Here is a 16,901-nt window from a genome sequence, read left to right on the forward strand (position 1 = left end):
CGCTCCTCATGCGCACCGCCCCCCGGAACGCAGATATTTGTACTGCAAATGGCAGCACGCATAGTCCTGAGTCTTGAGTTCTGAGTCATAAATTTTAGAAGTATGTTTCAGAACAGAAAGAAGGAGGCTGTTTTTAGCCTGTTTTCACGAAAACAGGCCGAAAACGGAAAGTGCTGTCACGCAAACTCAGGACTCAGAACTTAACATCATGAAACGCTCCCATACCCTCACGTTTGTCACCGCCGCCGCCCTCTTTGTCTGGGCGGGCATGATTGTGGGTATTTCCTTCATTGAAGCCCCCATTAAATTCACCGCCCCCGGCATCACCTTGCCCTTGGGTCTGGGCATTGGCCGGCTGGTGTTTGGGGTGATGAACAAGGTGGAGATTGCCCTTTGCTCGGTGGCCATTCTGGGGTTGCTTTTCAACCATGCCACCAAAAAGGAATGGACACTGGTGAGCTGTTTCACCGTCATCCTGCTCTTGCAGACCTTCTGGCTACTGCCGGCCCTGGATGTGCGCGCCCTGGCTATTATTAACGGGAACAACCCGGGCAGCAGCAACCTCCATTTCATGTATGTGGCGCTGGAGTTTCTCAAGTTTGGAGGGCTGCTGTACACGGCGGGCGTGGTGCACAAGAGTACAATTCTGGAGAAACACCAGGAGCGCCTTCGCCTCCATCAACTACAGGAACTGGTTTCTTAACTTCTTAGCCCTACCTCTATGAGAACCGCTAGCCAATCGTTAGAAGAGATCACCTGGCTCACCTCCAATATCCAGAGCAACTACCCAGAGCTGTACCAGTACCTGGAGGAGAACCCGCTCACGCTTCCGCCGCAGCCCAACGCCCCCGTTGACCGCTATGAAGACTACCTGGAGAGCCTCAAAAGCCTGCTCAGAAACCATATTACCACGCATAAAATGCAGAAACATATTTTACCTGATCTGGCCGGTACGCTGGAGTATTCAGCATACCGCTTCCAAAGCAAGATTCTCTCTGACCAGGACGGGCAAAAGGTCATTTTCTTTGCGTTTGCCAAAGGCCAGGGCCTGAAAAGCCACACCACGCCCAAAGACGCGCTCCTGATCATGCTGGAAGGCGAATGTTCGTTTGAGTTTCCGCAGGAGGAGAGGGCGCAGACCCTGAAAACCGGTCAAATCATACAGATACCCGCCCATGTGCCGCATGCCGTACACGCGCTCACCAATTTTAAGATGGCCTTGATTAAATAAGGCTTCGCCGGAAGGCACTGTTCTTTAAGGAGGACGGGAAGCGTTTTTAGCCTGTTTTGGGGGAAACAGCGCAAAAACAGCTTCCCTCCTCCTTACTTTTTTTCAGCCCAGTCATTCTGCCTAAACCCATCAGGGTAAATACTTAATTATCAATACGTCACCAACCTCCTTTTACCGGTTGCGTTAGCGGGAGTGGGTACTTTTCTGCCCGCTTTCACTTACGTTATGCTGAGATGAAAAAAGGTCTGAAGATTACCCTGTTGACCCTGCTGGTTTTGGTGGTGGCGGTAGGTTTGGTGTTTGCCCTCACCCCTACCCGCAAGCTGGTCCGGTACTTCGGCCCAGACATTGACTACCTGCGCATCACCAACGTGCAGATAGACCAACAGACTGCCACTATGAATATGGTGACCCAGGTGAAGCCTTCTCTCCTCTCTGGGTTAGTAGACAGCGTAGCCTATGATTTTAAACTGTACGGCACCAGCATCGCCAAAGGCAAGAAGGTATTTTCTAAAGCTGAACTGGAAGGCGATATACAACAACTCAAGCTGCCCGTGACCATGAACCACAACGTAACCCGGGAACTGGTGCGGCGGCAGGTGCGGGAAGGCGGAAAAGTGCGCGCGCACATTATTGCGTTTATAGACATGCGCCTGTTTGGTCGGCAGCAGCTGGATTTTGACCAAGACCTGGACATGATACTCCCCGCGCTACCGGGGCAGGAACTGGTAGATGTGAAAATCACTGATTTTGGGCTGGACAACATGGCCATGCTCATGACCATGCTCATTGACAACCCCAACCACTTTGACTTTTATGTGCGGCGCTATGACATCAAGATGAAACTGAAAGACTTCGCGTTTACCTCTGGCAAGCTCAAGAAGGTGTACCTGGTCAAGGCGCAGAGCAAAACCCCGGTGCAGGTAGAAGCCACTTCAGACATCAGGAGCCCTCTAAAAACTACTTTCAAAGCCGTGTTCGGGGACAAGGACTGGCCGTACCACATGGTGTTGCACTCAGTGCTGGAGCCTAAAAGTGACGTGGTGGGCACCATTGAGATGGACGGGGAAAAAACGGGTTCTATCAACATTGTTGAACAGCTCAAGAAAATCAAAGAGACCAACAAGGCGCAGAAGAAAGCAGAGAAAGCGCAGAAGAAACGGGAGAAGGAAAAGGAAGCGCGTGAGTGATTTCTGTTTTCGGCCTGTTTTTGGAAAATCAGGCCGAAAACAGAAAGTTGGCGGGCACTGGTAAAAGAGAGAAGAAACCGTTGGGAAGCAGCAGGAACAAATGCATATTTGTGCTTATTTTCTTCTTATCTAATATTTTATGCCTTTCTTCTACCGTTTTCATCTCACTAATTTTCCCACTAAGGTCTTTTCTTTCTTCTTCCTTGTCTTAACTGTATTTTCATGGGTGGGGAACGCACAGTCTTTACCCCAGCCAGAAACGCAAGCCTTGGCAGATACCGTGGCCCTGCGGCCAGCCAACGCTAAGAAAACCTCTCTCACTGGCGCTGAAGTAACAGTGCCATCAGAAGCATTTAACAAAGGCCTGATAGTTAACCCAGTGAATTTACTCTCTGGGCAAATGGCCGGATTTCACATCACTCCCACAGACGGTGCTCCCGGTGCGCGCAGCCTCTTCAGGTTGCACCGGGTCACCACCCTTGCGGGCCAGAACACTCCTTTACTGGTGCTTGACGGCATCATCATTGCGTCAGAGGCTATGCAGATGCTGGAATCACCTTTAAGCCTCCTCAACCCCAATGACATTGCCTCTGTTACGCTGTTGAAAGACGCGGCAGCCACGGCACTCTATGGTGCCCTTGGCGCAAACGGAGTGCTCTTGATTACAACCAAAACAGGTACGGCCGGCCGGAAACTACAGGTACAGTTTTCTTCCCGCATGGGGGTTGCCCAGTTGGCCAAGAAAGTACCGGTGCTCTCGGCTGACCAGTTCCGGGAGGCCGTTCGCCAATACGGCATGCCGGAAGCGCAGGCGGGCCTGGGTTCTGCCAGCACAGACTGGCAGGAGGAAGTGTATGAGAATGCGGTGAGCCATGACCAGAACCTGGCCTTGAGCGGCCAACTGGGCTGGCTCCCTTACCGCGTGTCATTGGGTTATTTAAACCAGAACGGCATTTTAACCAATTCGCACTTTACCCGCGCCTCCACGGCCTTATCACTCACCCCATCCTTCTTCAAGAACCATTTAAAAACCGCCCTGCACCTGAGAAGAGGCAGCAGTGATTCCCGCCTCCCCAACGAGAGAATGATAGACCTTCCGCTTTGGTATAACCCCACCTTACCCAATGATGCTGAAGAGAACCATTTAGAATACCCCAACCCTCTCAAGCTCCTGAAAAACCAGAAGAATGACGGTACCGGGGAAAAAGAAATAGCCAATCTGCAGGTAGCATATAGTTTTGGTTTTTTGCCGGGCTTGAGCGCCCATGCACAGGTAGGGTATGATGCTTACAATGCCAAACGGGATGATACCCCCAGCACCAGGAACGCCATGGGCTTATATTCTCAATTTGAGCAAGGCCTAAAGAACAAAACCCAGACCTATTCTCTCTCTTACACAGATACCTTACAAGCCTTGCAAAGCCATGTAGATGTGACAGCGGGGCTATTTAAACAGGACCGGAAAAGGACCTATTCTTATAGTGACCGCCTTGTGTTTGCTGATAACCCCTATGGCAATGATCAGGGCAGAAAGCGTACAGGTTTTGCATCTAGTAAACATTCTGCCTTTTTTGGAAAAATAGACTATACCCTTAAAAATAAATACTTTGCCACCTACGCCATTAGACAAGATGAAAGCGGAATATTCGCGCCGGCGGAAAATAAATTTACCTCTACCGCCCTGGGGGCAGGGTGGCTTTTAACCGAAGAACCCTTTCTTCAACAACTACAGGCCTTATCAACGCTTAAGTTTAGAGCCAGCTATGGGGTGCAGTACAACCTTCCTGTTTCACAGGAGAATACCGTAAACAGTTTTACCCAAACTACCGCAATACTTTATTCGCCAGAACTTACTCCTGAGAAGACTACCTCTATCAATCTAGGGGTAGACCTGGGTTTGTTTCAAGGGAGGTTGCAAGGCTCTGTAGATTATTTCAACAGGACCACCAATAATCTGTTGGTCTATCAATTCCTGAATAGCGCTTCTATTTATGCCTACCTCCTCTCTAATGAGGGGAAGCTCAAATCCTCTGGTTTTGAGGTAGCACTTGACTATACGGTAGTGAATACCCCTAAAGTTAAATGGGCCCTGGCCCTGAACACCTCTTATAGCACCTCAGAAATTCAGGATTTGCAATGGGCGTCTTATGGCAGTTCTGCCTTTTTTATTAACAGCTCGTTCCCCCGTCTGCTAAGCCAGAACGGTGGCTCCCCGTATGCTTTCTATCTCCACCAGCAGAAATACCAGGACGGGAAACCGTTAGAAGGACAGTATACAGACAGTAATTCAGATGGGTTGCCTGATTTTACCGCCTCTCAAAGTGCCATTCCTTCTACTCTTATGGGGTTAAGAAGCCATGTAGCCTATCAGAAATGGTCTTTTGATTTTCTAGCCAGGGCGGCGACTGGGCATTCAGTTTACAACGGTCCTGCTGCCTTTCACGGGAACTACCGAAGTGTAAGTTATGAGGCACCCAACAACATCAGCGCAAGCGTCTTTTCTACTAATTTCAGGAACACCCAATACCTCTCTGATTACTACTTAGAAGACGCCTCTTTCTTTCGGCTGGAATAACTTTCTTTGGGCTATGACTTTGGGCGGGTATTCAAAAACCGGGCTTCCTTACAATTAGAGGCCACCGCCCAAAACGTGTTTGTGCTTACAGATTACTCCGGGCAAGACCCGGAAACCGCGTATGGCTTTGATGGGTTTGCGTATCCCAAGGCCCGTACATTCTCGCTGCAGTTGAACGTCACGTTGTAGCTTCACTCCCAATTTTCCGTTTTCGGGCTGTTTTCGCCAAAACAGCCCGAAAACGGAAAATCACGCCGCCACCTCCAGCTTGTAGCCGCGGCCGTGCACGGTGGTGATTTTCACCGTAGCATCTGGCTGCAGGTACTTGCGCAGGCGCGAGATGAACACGTCCAGGCTTCGGCCCACAAAATAGCCGTCGTCTTGCCAGAGGCGCTGCAGAATCTCTTCGCGGCGCAGCAACTGGTGCGGGTGCTGCGCGAATAACCTTAGCAGCTCGGCCTCCCGGTGGGTGAGGGTGTGGGTGTGGCCCGCCACGTGCAGCTGCAGGTTTTTGAACGCCAAGGTAGAAGCGCCAAGCGTGAAAACATCGCCGGCCGCCGAGGCCGGGGAAGGCTCTGCGGGAGCCGGTTCTGGATGCTGGGAGGTTCGGCGCAGGATGGCTTTTACGCGGTACACCAGTTCCTCCAGCCCGAAGGGTTTGGTCAGGTAATCATCGCAGCCCAGTTCAAAGCCCTGCAGCCGGTCGGCTTTAAGCGCTTTGGCCGTGAGGAACATGAACGGCGTCGGCAGGCCGCGCCTCCGCATTTCTTCGGCCAGGGTGAAGCCATCCAGTTTGGGCAGCATCACGTCCAGCACGCACAGGTCAAACGTGGTTTCGGCCAGGGCCGATAAACCGGCTTCCCCGTCTGGGCAGAGCGTGACGGCGTAGCCCGCGCCCTCCAGGCTGTCTTGCAGCAGGAAACCCAGGTTGGGATCATCTTCCACAATGAGAATGTGCGCCATAGTTAGATACAAGTAGCAAAATGTAAGACACAGGACGTTTCCGTTTTTGGGCTATTTTCCGGAAAACAGGCCAAAAACGCTATTTTGAGGTTCAATTGCCACCACAAGACCTTCTTTCTGCAGCAGCCGGTTTCCCAGCCTTTCGGCCAGTCTATCAGCAGGCCTGGCGCAAGCGTCTGTTGGTACCGCCTTTGCGAAGAAACGCCCTCAACCACCAGCCGCCGCCTGCTTCAGAAAGCCGTACCCCCCAGATGTTCTGGAACGGCGGCGCTTTACCTTACCACCGTAAAATCTGCCATCTCCTTCTCCTGCCCGTTTACAATCAATGAAACGCGGTGCGGACCGGGGTAGTACTTGCGGGTGGTGATGAACTTGAAGCTCTGCTTGCGGGTAACCGCCACCTGCTCTGCCGGCGCGTACTCCCGCTCACTTATTTTAAACACCTTGCGGGCCAGCGATTGATTGGCTTTCTGGTAATACACGCCATACTCCAGCCGCACCTTCTGCGGAAGCTCAGACGTATTCTGGAGCACGAACGAGAAGCGCAAATCATTGCCTAAGGGTACTTGGGGGGTGAGTACTTTGAAATCCTGCAGGGCCAACTGCGCCCCGCCCTCAAAGCCAAAATATCTCAGCACCTCGGTGTGGCCCTGTTTGAGCAAGGTGCGGCAGCCGTGTTTCACCACCCAGTCGGTCTCCGGGGTCTGCCCTTTCCATTGGGCCAGCAGTTGCAGCACCAGCGCGGGGTTGTCTTTGGAGATGTCATTGAGGTTGTTGGCCACGCTGCGGCGCACGAACTCAGAGGCATCGGCTTTCAGGTTCTCCAGAATGGGCAGAATGGGCGCGGGGTCTTTCTTCAGGAACGGCAGCGCCATGGCCCACGGCAACCGGGGCCGGCACCCCTCGCTGGCGAACCGCCTTACCGCATGATGTTCATGTTGTGTCCAGGCCAGCATCTGCGCCATCATCTGCTGGGGGTATTTGAGCAAAAACGGCCGCACCGCAAACTCACAGCTGATGAACTGGGTGATTTCCTCCATGGCCTTGCTAGCGGTGACCGGGTCCTCCAGCCCGTACAGTTCCACGTAATCTGGGAAGAACATGAACTCCACGTGCCGCACCGGAAACCGCTGAGCCTTAATTGCTTCAATGGTCTGCAAAATAACGCGCACCGCCTCTGGAAACTGCTTCGGGAGGAAACCGTGTAGCACCTGCGCCGTGTGCCGCATGCGCTCCTTCAGCTCTTTGGTTGCCCAGCTATCATTGAAGATCTGCCGCTTGAACTCTTCTTTGTTCAGTGCGGGCAAAATCTTCTGCAACACGTTGGCAAAGGCCTCATAAAACTGCGGGGAATAGACTTCTTTGAGTGGCGTGGCCATGGGAGAGCGGGTTTGCTTTTTGGGCTAATTTCCAGAAAACAGGTCAAAAACGCTAGAGGGTGGCAAGATTGACTCTAGATGGCTTTCGAGAGCTCCAGACGTGGTACATAATTCCAGCCAACATACCCACCATGCCGCCTAAATAACTCAGATTATGAATGGTGCCTACCACAAAGAAAGCGAAGTGGTCATGTACTTTGACAGTGGGAGGCACAAAATCAGGCAGGGTAGTTAAATACCGGGCGTAGTGTACGCCACATAAAAGATCGTCCCAAAAGTAGATAGGGACGCATACCACAGGCACCAAAGCAGTCACCAACAGCACCACACCCAGCGCCTTTAGCCCCTCCAGCAACATCTGCTTCGGCTGCTTATGCAAGAAGCTAACCAAGCCAATTAGTATTCCTATTGCCAGTCCCAGAAACCAAGTTGCTTGAACCCCTACAAGGGCAACTCCCAGGCGGGGAGACTGGTAAAAATAGTCTTCTAACCCAAACTGGTAAAACTTGAATTTGGTGTAGTATTCCGGCGAAATGGAGTACGTAATTTGGTCATGCAAAATCCCGTACAAGCCGCTCACGATCACAGAGGCTAAGATTATCAGATAAACGGTTCCAAACTTCTGGAGCATGCTCTTTATTTGTGAAGTTAATTCTTAATAGAATTCCCAAAGCGATTAGGATACTCCCCCTATGAATGGGGCGAAGGGGGATGTTTACCCCTGCCGGTCATGACGTTCGCAACTTTAAAGGTAAAAATTACTTCTGTGTTTCACGTATTGTTAAAGTCACAGAAGTAACCCAACCGTTCATAAGGAAATGTGGTTTAGCAATACGTGGACACTCCTGTGTAAACATCCCCCTACCCCCTTCAAAGGGGGAGTATCGGGTAAAGTAGCAAAAGGTTTACAAGCCTGAACAATAACAGCAGCAACAAGAACCACTGATTTACAATCCCCCACCTTCTGCCACCCTCACCCCGTTACCCTACCGGCAACACCAACCTGAAACACGTGCCCTGCTGCTCGGCGCTCTCTACGGTGACCTGCCCGTGGTGCGCGTCCATGATGGCTTTCACGTAGCTCAACCCCAACCCGAAGCCTTTCACGTCATGCACGTTGCCGGTGGGCACGCGGTAGAACTTGTCAAACAGGAACTTCTGGAATTCTTTCTTGATGCCCACGCCGCGGTCTTTGATGCTGATGAGAATGCCCTGCTCCACGTCACGGGTGCTCACCTCAATCTCTGGCGCCTGGGGCGAATATTTCTCAGCGTTGTCCAGCAGGCTGTAGAGGGCGTTGGCCACGTGCAGGCTATCTGCTTGCACCAGCGGCTGGGTGGCCTGCAAATCCAGCCGCAGCTTCCCAAACCGCTGCTGCAGGCGGGGCGACAGGTTCTGACTGGTTTGCTCCAACAGCGCGTGCAGGTCCACGGTTTCTTTCTTGAGCGCCAGCTCGCGGCTTTCCATGGTGGCCATCTGCAGCACCCGCTCCACCTGCGCCCGCAGCCGCTCGTTTTCAGCGTGAATGAGGTCATGGTAGCGGGTGAGCCGTTCCGCGGGCAAGGTCTCGGCGCGTTTACGCAATACTTCACTGGCCAGGCCTATGTTGGTGATGGGCGTCTGCAGCTCGTGGGTGAGGTTGTTGATGAAGTCGGTCTTCAGCTCGGCCAGTCGCTTCTCTTTCAAAATCTGAACCATGGTATAGGCGAAGAACAGCACCACCAGCAGCAAGGCACCCGTACTGTACCACCAGAATTCCATCTCCTTCAAGATGAACGAGGTCTTGGTTGGGAACACCACCGCCAGATTATACATCGGCGCAGCCCCCTCCTGCGCATGTTTGATCACAGCCGCCTCGGCCCCAGCCGCCGCTATTCCCTGCGAGGCCGGAACATACCGCCCAAACATAAGCGTATCATCCAGGCTGTGGTAGAGGCCAAACTCATACGGCTCCTGCAGTTGGCGTTGCGCCAGTTCCTGTTGCAGCAGCTGCGCCGCCTGCGCCGGGTCAACCGGGGCGTTCAGCTCGGCCACAAAGAAGTTGGAGGCCACCTGTTGAATGGGCTTCGCCGAAGAAGGCGTCTTGCCCGATTGGGTCAGCAGTTGGTCAGAGACATGGGTCAAAGCCACCTGCACGCTGTGGTTGAACGCCCGCTCCTGCACGTTGTACGCCTTGGCCAGCCACACCCCCTGCACGCCCAGCAGGGCGGTCAGCGCCACGCTGGCCAGCACCAGAATGATTTGGATTTTCTTCCTGCTCATGGGTTAAAAGTAAAGGTTTTCTGCGGCTCTGCCACCGCGTTAACATCTCATTAACATCTTTTTACAAACCATTAACCTGGGTGCCTTTCTGTAGCCAGTATGTTTGCAATGGACAGATTTAGGAACAGGAAATAGCATATCTGCCTGTCCCCCTTTGAAGGGGGTAGGGGATGACAAGGCCGCTTGAAATAAATAAAACCCTTGAAATGGAAAGAGTAATTCTGACTTGCGGGAATCACAGATTCTGCTTTATCTCGGCAGTTTCTTCTGCGCTTGCTCAATATCCTATAGCTCCGGTAACTAAGAAACTGGAATGCCTAATCAGCACGAGTCATCATCCCCCTACCCCCTTCAAAGGGGGACGAAATACTTGTCAATAAATCAAAATTTATAATCACCAACCATGACCACCGCCCCTAAAACCACCCAACCGCCAACTACGCACGCAACTTTTCTCTTCACCAGAAAACAGTTCATCCCGTTATTCATAGGCATGGGCGTGATTGCGCTGGGGTTCATCTTGATGGCCACCGACCCCACCCCGCACGGCTACGGGTTTCTGGGACTCACACTGGGGCCGTTGCTGGTGGTGACGGGGCTGGCGTTTCCGTTTTGGGGCATTTTCAGGAAAAACACCCCGGAAACGCAACAGCAGAACTCCCCTCTCCGTGGGAGAGGGGCTGGGGGTGAGCCCCCCTCCCTTTGGAAGTTTTACCACAGGCTCAACACCCTCACCGGTTGGCTGGTGGCACTGGTGGCGCTGGCGGTGTATGTGGCCACGCTGGAGCCTTCTACCAGCTTCTGGGACACCGGCGAGTTCATTGCGGCGGCCTACAAACTGCAGGTGCCGCACCCGCCGGGGGCACCGCTGTTTCTGCTCATCGGGCGGCTGTTCACGTTGCTGAGTTTAGGCGATACGGGCCAGGTGGCGTGGTGGATGAATTTTATGTCGGCGTTGAGCAGTGCGGTTACGGTGCTGTTTCTGTTCTGGAGCATCACGCTGCTGGCCCAGCGGCTCCTCCCGCTTTCGGCCGAAGGCCCTACCTCTGCGCAAAAGGTGCTGCTGCTGGGCAGCGGGGCAGTGGGCGCGCTGGCGTTTGCGTTCACAGACTCGTTCTGGTTCAGTGCGGTTGAGGCCGAGGTGTATGGCATGTCGTCGTTCTTTACGGCCATTGTAGTGTGGGCGGCGCTGAAATGGCAGCAGCAGGCCCACCAACCAGAGTCTGTCCGCTGGCTCTTGCTCCTGGCTTATTTGGTGGGGCTGTCCATTGGCGTGCATTTGCTTAACCTGGTGGCGCTTCCGGCGCTGGCGCTGCTGGTGTATTTTCAAAATTACAAGCCTTCCAAAGCAGGAATTCTGGCCGCGCTGGCCGTGGGCGGGGCGTTGGTATTGGCCGTGATGGAAGGCATGATTCCGGGCTTGCCTTCGGTGGCCGGAGCGTTTGAGGTGTTTTTTGTGAACAGCATAGGGTTGCCGTACGGCGGCGGGGCGGCGGTGTTTCTGCTGCTGCTGGCGGCGACTATGGAGTACGGGCTGCGCTGGGCCAAGAACCACCAGAAACCGTTGCTGCACACGGCCCTGGTGGCCTTTATTCTGGTCTTGACCGGTTATTCGTCTTACCTGATGGTGCCCATCCGGAGCGGCTACAACCCGCCCATTGACGAGAACAACCCGGAGAACATTCTGTCATTTGTGAGCTACCTCAAGCGCGAGCAGTACGGCAGCCGGCCACTGCTGTACGGTCCGCAGTTTCAGGCGCAGGCGCAGAGTTATGAGAACACGGGCCAAGTGTACGCGCCGCAGAACGGGAAATACGCGGTGGTGGACCAGAAATTTGAGAGCGTCTATGACGAGAAAGACAACACGCTGCTGCCGCGCCTCTACTCAGACCAGCCCGTACATTTGCGGGCGTACCAGCACTGGGTGGACGTGCGGCAGGGGCAGAAACCCAGCTTCCCCCAGAACCTGAGCTTCCTGTGGAACTACCAGCTGGGGCACATGTACTGGCGGTACTTCGGGTGGAATTTCATTGGCCGCGAGAGTGAGGTGCAGCATGCGGGCGTGCTGTGGCCGTGGGAGAAAAAAAACGACTTGCCCCAGCCCATGGCCAGCAGCAAGTACCGCAACCAGTTTTTCCTGCTGCCGTTTCTGCTGGGCGTTTTTGGCCTGTTTTTCCAATTTCGGCGCCAAAACAGAGACGCGTGGGTTATGCTGCTGCTCTTCTTCTTCACGGGCATGGCCATTGTGCTCTACCTGAACCAGCCGCCCGTGGAACCGCGGGAGCGCGACTACACCTTTGCGGGCTCCTTCTACGCCTTCAGCATCTGGATGGGTTTGGGGGTTCTGGCCTTGGCCGAAGGATTGCGGAAACTGGTAAAATCTGCCGTGGCGGCGGCGGTACTGGCCATGGTGCTGGCCCTCTCCGTCCCCGCCATTCTCTTCGCCGAAGGGCTTGACGACCATGACCGCTCCCACCGTTCCCACGCCCTTGACTCAGCCAAAAACCTATTGAGCAGCGTGGCGCCCAATGCCATTCTATTCACCAACGGCGACAATGACACGTTTCCGCTGTGGTACGCGCAGGAGGTGGAGGGCTTCAGGACCGATGTGCGCGTGCTGGTTATGACCTACCTCAACACCGACTGGTACGCCGAGCAGGCCATGCGGCAGGTGAATGCCTCGGCCCCGCTGCCCACCACGCTTAAGCTGCCGCACTACGCCTTCAGCAACAACAACTACCTGCCCTATGTACCCAACCCCAGCGTGCAGGACAGCGGCATGGACCTGAACCAGTACCTGCACCTGCTCCAACAGCACCACCCCGCCCTGCAGGTGCAAACCCAGAACGGCCGCACCCTCAACGTGCTGCCCACCAAAAAGCTGAGCCTGCCCGTGAACCGGGAGGCGGTGCTGCAGAACGGGGTAGTGTCACTTGAACGAGCCAGTCAGATTCCGGCCGTCCTGAACTGGGAACTGAAAGCGGAGGCGCTGGAGAAAAAACACCTGTTCCTGCTGGACGTGCTGGCCACCAACCAATGGAAACGGCCTATCTACTTCGCCAGCACCGGCGCCGAGACCGCAGAGCTGGGCCTGCAGCCGTTCCTGCAACTGGAGGGCATGGCCCTGCGCTTGGTGCCCGCCCGCAACCCAGACCCGCAAGCCGAATACTTCGTGGACCGTCCCCGCACCCAGGAAAGCCTGCTGCAGAGGTTCCGGTTCACCGGGCTAAACCAAAACGACCACCCCTACGAGGAGAATTTTGTGACGCAGATTGTGCCTGTGTACCGCCGCAATTTCGCTGATTTAGCGTTGGCGCATTTGGCCGCCGGAGACACCGCCCAGGCGCGGAAAGTGCTGCAGCAATGCCTGGCCCTGCTCCCCGACCAAGGCGCCCCGCACAACTTTGAAAGCGCCGGTTTGGTGCTGCCGCTGGCCCAGGCCGGATTGAAAAAAGAGGCGCAGGCGTTGGCGCAGCTGCTGGCCAGAAGGTTTGAAACACAGCTGCAGTATTACCGCACCCAGCCCGCGTATTTTGAGCGTGAACGGAGTGTGAACTTGTACGGTCTGCAGAACCTGGTGCAGGCGGCGTATGCAGGCGGTTTGCCCCAAGCAAAGCAGTTGGAGGAGGTGTTTCTGCGGGAATACAATTTAATTAGGAATTAGGGGCTCATCCTTATTTGTCATCCTGAAAGGATCTTGTGGCCGAAGTGTAGAAGCTTTTGGCGACTGCGGCTCGTTCTCACTCCTTTGAAAAAATCCCTTCACAAGCAGTTGCTGTTTTTGGGCTGTTTTTTGAAAAACAGCCCAGAAACGCAATTGGCCCAGATATTAGCAAACCTGAAAGACACTGCCAGGTCTTGTGAGCAGAGGCTATAGGTCAGCTTCTATCAGGAAGGGTGCTCTATTTTAAAGATGTTCTTGCGCCAGAGAATCATGGAATGCCATGTAGTTTTCTCTGCCGCCAAGAACAGCTCCAGGAAGCGGACGTAGTTATGCTTACTTCTAAAGATGGTTTCACCGTTGATGCCACGCGTGTACAAATGGTAATACGTAATTGGCTCCAGCAACCTAACCTCCTCCACAGAAAAAGCGGTTATTTAAAAAGACCTGGCAGTGTCTTTAGACCTGCTAGTGGCTGCGCCAGTACCGTTTCTTTGCATTTAGCTAGAGAACAAGGTCCCCTGCGGGGCCTGCCCCTCCTCCAGCGGCGGAAGCGACAGGGTAGGCAACACGTTGTCAAACACTAACCTATCGGCGGGGCTGGTGCCCCCAAAGAGCCTGTTCCAGAAAGAGCGGTGGTGCTTGGCCACCACCAGCAGGTCAGCATTTCTGGCGTGGGCGTATTCTTCAATGGCTTCGGCGGTTTTATCATTGAACTGGCGCGCAAAACGCAGGGAGGGCACCTGAGTAGACCACCTGTTCACAAAGGCCTGCCAGCGGTCTTCGCTTTCCTGTGAGTCCAGATCATCCTGCACGTACAGCACGGTGATCTCTGCCCTGAAAATCTGGGCCAGCGCCTGCAGTTCCCGCAGGTGCCATTCCTCCTCCTGAAACGGGTCTGTCGCGTACACAATTTTCCTGATGCCGTGGTAGTCAGCATGCGCGGGCACGGCCAGTACCGGGCAGGGGGCGTGGTTCATGACATAGGCGGTGTTGGTCCCCGCCCACCGCTCCAGGGCCGAGTCAGCGCCTTTGGTGCCCATCACCACCAGGTCTACGGCCTGGGTTTGCAGATACGTCACGGCAGAATCCATGCCCACACCCAGAATTACCTCGCCCTGCACCTCCAGCCCCTGTGCCTGCTGCCGTATGTCTTCTACCAGGCGCCACAGGTTCTCCCGGGTCATCTTTTCCCGTTCATTGGTCAGTTCCAGTTGGTTGGGCACATACAGCGTGGGGTCTGACCAGTTTACCCCTGAGACCGATGTGGTGGTACCAGGCACATAATTGTTGGGGTCAAAGGAATGCACCACCACCAGCCGGGCTTGCAGCGTACGGCCCAGCTCTACCGCAAAATGAATGGCTTGATGGGCTTCCTGTGAGAAATCAGTGAGTAAGGCAATGGTTTTCATAGTTCTGCAGGTTTCATGAGAAAAGGCTTCCTTTTCGTCTACTCCCCCAAATGGTTTTCCGTTACCTGGCCTAAGGTTCAGAGTCACTGGTGGAACTCAGAAAAAACAAATTTAGCGCTGCAAAGCGGCATCACCTACACAGAGGATCTGCTGACAAATACCTTTCCGGAAGATGTTATTCCGTGCCGAAAGCAAACCTTACAACAGCCCCTCGCTGGTAATTTCCCCACCCAAAGCGCGCTCACATAGCATGGAAACCTGAAAGATCCTCATCAAAGCGGGCTGCCTGTAAAAACAGTGGTGCAGGCTTAAAAAGGGATTTCAAACGCCTGCAGCAATCGTTCCTCCAGTTCTGGGAGGGCGCAGAAGCCGCGGGAGATGAGGCGGGGGCCATTGGGGTGGTCCAGGTAGACGCTGGGCAGCGTACTCACCCCCAGCCGCTCCACCATCTCAAACTCCTGCTGGGTTTGCCTGTAGATTTCCTCGGTCTCAAACAGGGCCAGGAACAAGTTCTCAGAGATCCCAAACGGCCGTACCACCTCCACCAGCACCTCGGGTTTACTAATGTCCCTGCCATCTGCGTAGAAGGCAGAATGCAGAGCCCTCAGTACTTCCAGCGTCAGGTTGGGCCGCAGGTGCTTCACGGTGAGCAGCGCCCGGCAGGCGGGTTCTGTGTCATAGGTCAGCTCCTGCCGAAGGAAAAATTTGTAGTCAAACGGCAACTGGCATTTCAGCTGGGCACGGTGCCAGCTCACGGCCAGATTGTCTTTTTCCAGGTCACTGAGGGGTTCCTGCGCATAAGGCCTCAACCCGCCCACCAGCACCTGCACTGATAACCGGCCGTACCACAGCGCCCGCAGCCGCCTAACAATGGGGGTAAACCCATAACACCAGGCACACATGGGGTCTGTGACATATAAAAGGAGCGGGTTATCAGGCAGCTTCAGCATAGGCATTACACAATGTTCCGGTTCTTTTTACAGGCAAGGGCGGCACAAAGATTCACTTCGGTGGTTAAATATCACCAAAGAACCCACTGAAAGAATGCCTGTTTTCGGCCTGTTTTCTTAAAAACGGGCCGAAAACAGAAATCAGGGCTATTCATCATGGTAAATCATTTTCACGGTCATGCCGCCGTCAATGGTGAGGCGCTGGCCGGTAATAAACCCCGCCTGGTCTGAGCAAAGGAACAATGCCGCCCGGGCAATGTCTTCGGGCGTGCCCACCCGCCCCACCGGGTGCTGGGCCTTGTCTTGCGGGCGGTGGTGGGGCTCATAGCGCTTGCTCTCTTTCTCCCAGGGCCCCGTCTCAATCCAGCCGGGGCTGATGGCGTTTACTCGTATCTTTGGCCCTAAACTTATTGCCAAGGAGTGGGTAAGCGCCTCCAATCCGCCTTTAGAGGCAGAATAGGCAAACGTGTTGGGTTCTGACATGAACGCGCGGGTAGACGTGATGTTCAGGATGGCAGGATGCGCGGCTTTCTTTAGCAGCGGGAGCGCGTATTTGCTGCATAGCAGCGGCCCCCGCAGGTTCACGCCCAGCACCTGGTCAAACTCAGAGATGGGCAACTCTGCCAGCGGAGTCCTGGGCGGCGAGGCAATGCCTGCGTTGTTGACAAGCACATCCAGCCGCCCGAATTTTTCCTGCACCTGCGCCATGAGCTGCTGCACCTGCTGTTCCTGGCTTACATCACAGGCTATAAACGTTAGCGTTAAATTTTGCCCCTTCAGCCGCTCCAGCGCCTCCTGCCCTGCCTCCTGGTCCAGATCGGTGATCACCACCTGGGCTCCCGCCTGCGCAAAGGCCTGCGCCATGCCCAGACCAATGCCCTGGGCACCGCCGGTAATAAGGACAACTTTTGAAGAATAATAGCTCTGCATTGGGTTCAGTTTTAGTCCCGTATTCGAAGGAAAACAGCAGGAAGTTGTATGGGCAGCATTCTCTGGATTTCTGTTTCCGGCTTATTTTTCTGAAAACAGCGCAAAAACGTTCCCTTCCCTGGAGGGAAGTTAGCTGAGAATGCCTGGTTTACTGGTGACGCAGCTTTTTATGAGCTTCGCTGCTGCAGCAAACCCTTATTTGGGCAAACCTCAAGGGCGAATCCCAATTAGAAAACGTAGTTGCTCCTCCCTTCTGGGAGGTTATGAAGACATATTCTGCCTACTTCCCGTTTGGGTTACTCTTGCTGTTTTCGGCCTGTTTTTCCAAAATCAGCCCAAAAACGCACT

General features: G+C 54.3%; 13 protein-coding genes. 6 read left to right on the top strand and 7 right to left on the bottom strand.

From position 1 onward, the window contains the following. The first annotated feature begins 208 nt into the window (after positions 1–208). From FHS90_RS06870 to FHS90_RS06890, 5 genes are all read left to right on the top strand, one after another. Complete coding sequence (locus FHS90_RS06870) at positions 209–703, top strand: hypothetical protein (protein ID WP_182512479.1); 495 nt, start codon at positions 209–211, stop codon at positions 701–703. Positions 704–721: 18 nt separating this feature from the next. Further along, positions 722–1,231, top strand: coding sequence for a cupin domain-containing protein (locus FHS90_RS06875; RefSeq protein ID WP_182512480.1), 510 nt, complete (start codon positions 722–724; stop codon positions 1,229–1,231). A 233-nt stretch (positions 1,232–1,464) separates the two neighbouring features. Further along, positions 1,465–2,421, top strand: a complete 957-nt coding sequence (locus FHS90_RS06880) for a hypothetical protein (RefSeq protein ID WP_182512481.1) — start codon at positions 1,465–1,467, stop codon at positions 2,419–2,421. A 139-nt stretch (positions 2,422–2,560) separates the two neighbouring features. Continuing rightward, a complete protein-coding gene (locus FHS90_RS06885) occupies positions 2,561–4,996 on the top strand; it encodes a SusC/RagA family TonB-linked outer membrane protein (protein WP_246386730.1) in 2,436 nt (811 codons plus the stop codon). Positions 4,997–5,002: 6 nt separating this feature from the next. Continuing rightward, positions 5,003–5,185 (top strand): hypothetical protein, encoded by a 183-nt coding sequence (locus FHS90_RS06890; RefSeq protein ID WP_182512483.1) that lies wholly within the window; start codon positions 5,003–5,005, stop codon positions 5,183–5,185. 60 nt (positions 5,186–5,245) lie between these two features. Here FHS90_RS06890 and FHS90_RS06895 read toward each other — a convergent pair whose 3' ends face one another. The 4 genes from FHS90_RS06895 to FHS90_RS06910 all read right to left on the bottom strand — a co-directional run bounded on the left by FHS90_RS06895 (position 5,246) and on the right by FHS90_RS06910 (position 9,600). Further along, entirely contained in the window at positions 5,246–5,959 is a 714-nt protein-coding gene (locus tag FHS90_RS06895) for a response regulator transcription factor (RefSeq protein ID WP_182512484.1), read from the bottom strand. Between the two features lie 272 nt (positions 5,960–6,231). Next, the gene (locus FHS90_RS06900; RefSeq protein WP_182512485.1) at positions 6,232–7,338 is read right to left on the bottom strand and encodes a DNA alkylation repair protein; all 1,107 of its coding nucleotides are present in this window, start codon (positions 7,336–7,338) and stop codon (positions 6,232–6,234) included. A 52-nt stretch (positions 7,339–7,390) separates the two neighbouring features. Continuing rightward, complete coding sequence (locus FHS90_RS06905; RefSeq protein WP_066835249.1) at positions 7,391–7,969, bottom strand: hypothetical protein; 579 nt, start codon at positions 7,967–7,969, stop codon at positions 7,391–7,393. 350 nt (positions 7,970–8,319) lie between these two features. Next, the gene (locus FHS90_RS06910) at positions 8,320–9,600 is read right to left on the bottom strand and encodes a sensor histidine kinase (RefSeq protein ID WP_066835251.1); all 1,281 of its coding nucleotides are present in this window, start codon (positions 9,598–9,600) and stop codon (positions 8,320–8,322) included. Positions 9,601–10,003: 403 nt separating this feature from the next. On the opposite strand from FHS90_RS06910, the gene FHS90_RS06915 reads away from it, so the two are divergent. Next, positions 10,004–13,264, top strand: a complete 3,261-nt coding sequence (locus FHS90_RS06915) for a DUF3098 domain-containing protein (RefSeq protein WP_246386732.1) — start codon at positions 10,004–10,006, stop codon at positions 13,262–13,264. A 497-nt stretch (positions 13,265–13,761) separates the two neighbouring features. Here the strand turns inward: FHS90_RS06915 and FHS90_RS06920 are convergent, their stop codons facing one another. The 3 genes from FHS90_RS06920 to FHS90_RS06930 all read right to left on the bottom strand — a co-directional run bounded on the left by FHS90_RS06920 (position 13,762) and on the right by FHS90_RS06930 (position 16,553). Beyond that, positions 13,762–14,673 (bottom strand): universal stress protein, encoded by a 912-nt coding sequence (locus FHS90_RS06920; protein WP_066835255.1) that lies wholly within the window; start codon positions 14,671–14,673, stop codon positions 13,762–13,764. A gap of 308 nt (positions 14,674–14,981) precedes the next feature. Continuing rightward, positions 14,982–15,623: a DsbA family protein gene (locus FHS90_RS06925; protein WP_066835257.1), complete on the bottom strand. Its 642-nt coding sequence runs from the start codon at positions 15,621–15,623 to the stop codon at positions 14,982–14,984. A gap of 147 nt (positions 15,624–15,770) precedes the next feature. Continuing rightward, positions 15,771–16,553 carry an SDR family NAD(P)-dependent oxidoreductase gene (locus FHS90_RS06930; protein ID WP_066835259.1) on the bottom strand — a complete coding sequence of 261 codons (783 nt, stop codon included), beginning with the start codon at positions 16,551–16,553 and terminating at the stop codon, positions 15,771–15,773. Between the last annotated feature and the right edge of the window lie 348 nt (positions 16,554–16,901).

This window comes from Rufibacter ruber, assembly GCF_014138425.1.
Classification (GTDB): domain Bacteria; phylum Bacteroidota; class Bacteroidia; order Cytophagales; family Hymenobacteraceae; genus Nibribacter; species Nibribacter ruber_C.

Bases quoted from the DNA above. Each gene is read 5' to 3' on its own strand.
- FHS90_RS06870 (WP_182512479.1), top strand. From the start codon at position 209: ATGAAACGCTCCCATACCCTCACGTTTGTCACCGCCGCCGCCCTCTTT.
- FHS90_RS06875 (WP_182512480.1), top strand. From the start codon at position 722: ATGAGAACCGCTAGCCAATCGTTAGAAGAGATCACCTGGCTCACCTCC.
- FHS90_RS06880 (WP_182512481.1), top strand. From the start codon at position 1,465: ATGAAAAAAGGTCTGAAGATTACCCTGTTGACCCTGCTGGTTTTGGTG.
- FHS90_RS06885 (WP_246386730.1), top strand. From the start codon at position 2,561: ATGCCTTTCTTCTACCGTTTTCATCTCACTAATTTTCCCACTAAGGTC.
- FHS90_RS06895 (WP_182512484.1), bottom strand. From the start codon at position 5,959: ATGGCGCACATTCTCATTGTGGAAGATGATCCCAACCTGGGTTTCCTG.
- FHS90_RS06900 (WP_182512485.1), bottom strand. From the start codon at position 7,338: ATGGCCACGCCACTCAAAGAAGTCTATTCCCCGCAGTTTTATGAGGCC.
- FHS90_RS06905 (WP_066835249.1), bottom strand. From the start codon at position 7,969: ATGCTCCAGAAGTTTGGAACCGTTTATCTGATAATCTTAGCCTCTGTG.
- FHS90_RS06910 (WP_066835251.1), bottom strand. From the start codon at position 9,600: ATGAGCAGGAAGAAAATCCAAATCATTCTGGTGCTGGCCAGCGTGGCG.
- FHS90_RS06915 (WP_246386732.1), top strand. From the start codon at position 10,004: ATGACCACCGCCCCTAAAACCACCCAACCGCCAACTACGCACGCAACT.
- FHS90_RS06920 (WP_066835255.1), bottom strand. From the start codon at position 14,673: ATGAAAACCATTGCCTTACTCACTGATTTCTCACAGGAAGCCCATCAA.
- FHS90_RS06925 (WP_066835257.1), bottom strand. From the start codon at position 15,623: ATGCTGAAGCTGCCTGATAACCCGCTCCTTTTATATGTCACAGACCCC.
- FHS90_RS06930 (WP_066835259.1), bottom strand. From the start codon at position 16,553: ATGCAGAGCTATTATTCTTCAAAAGTTGTCCTTATTACCGGCGGTGCC.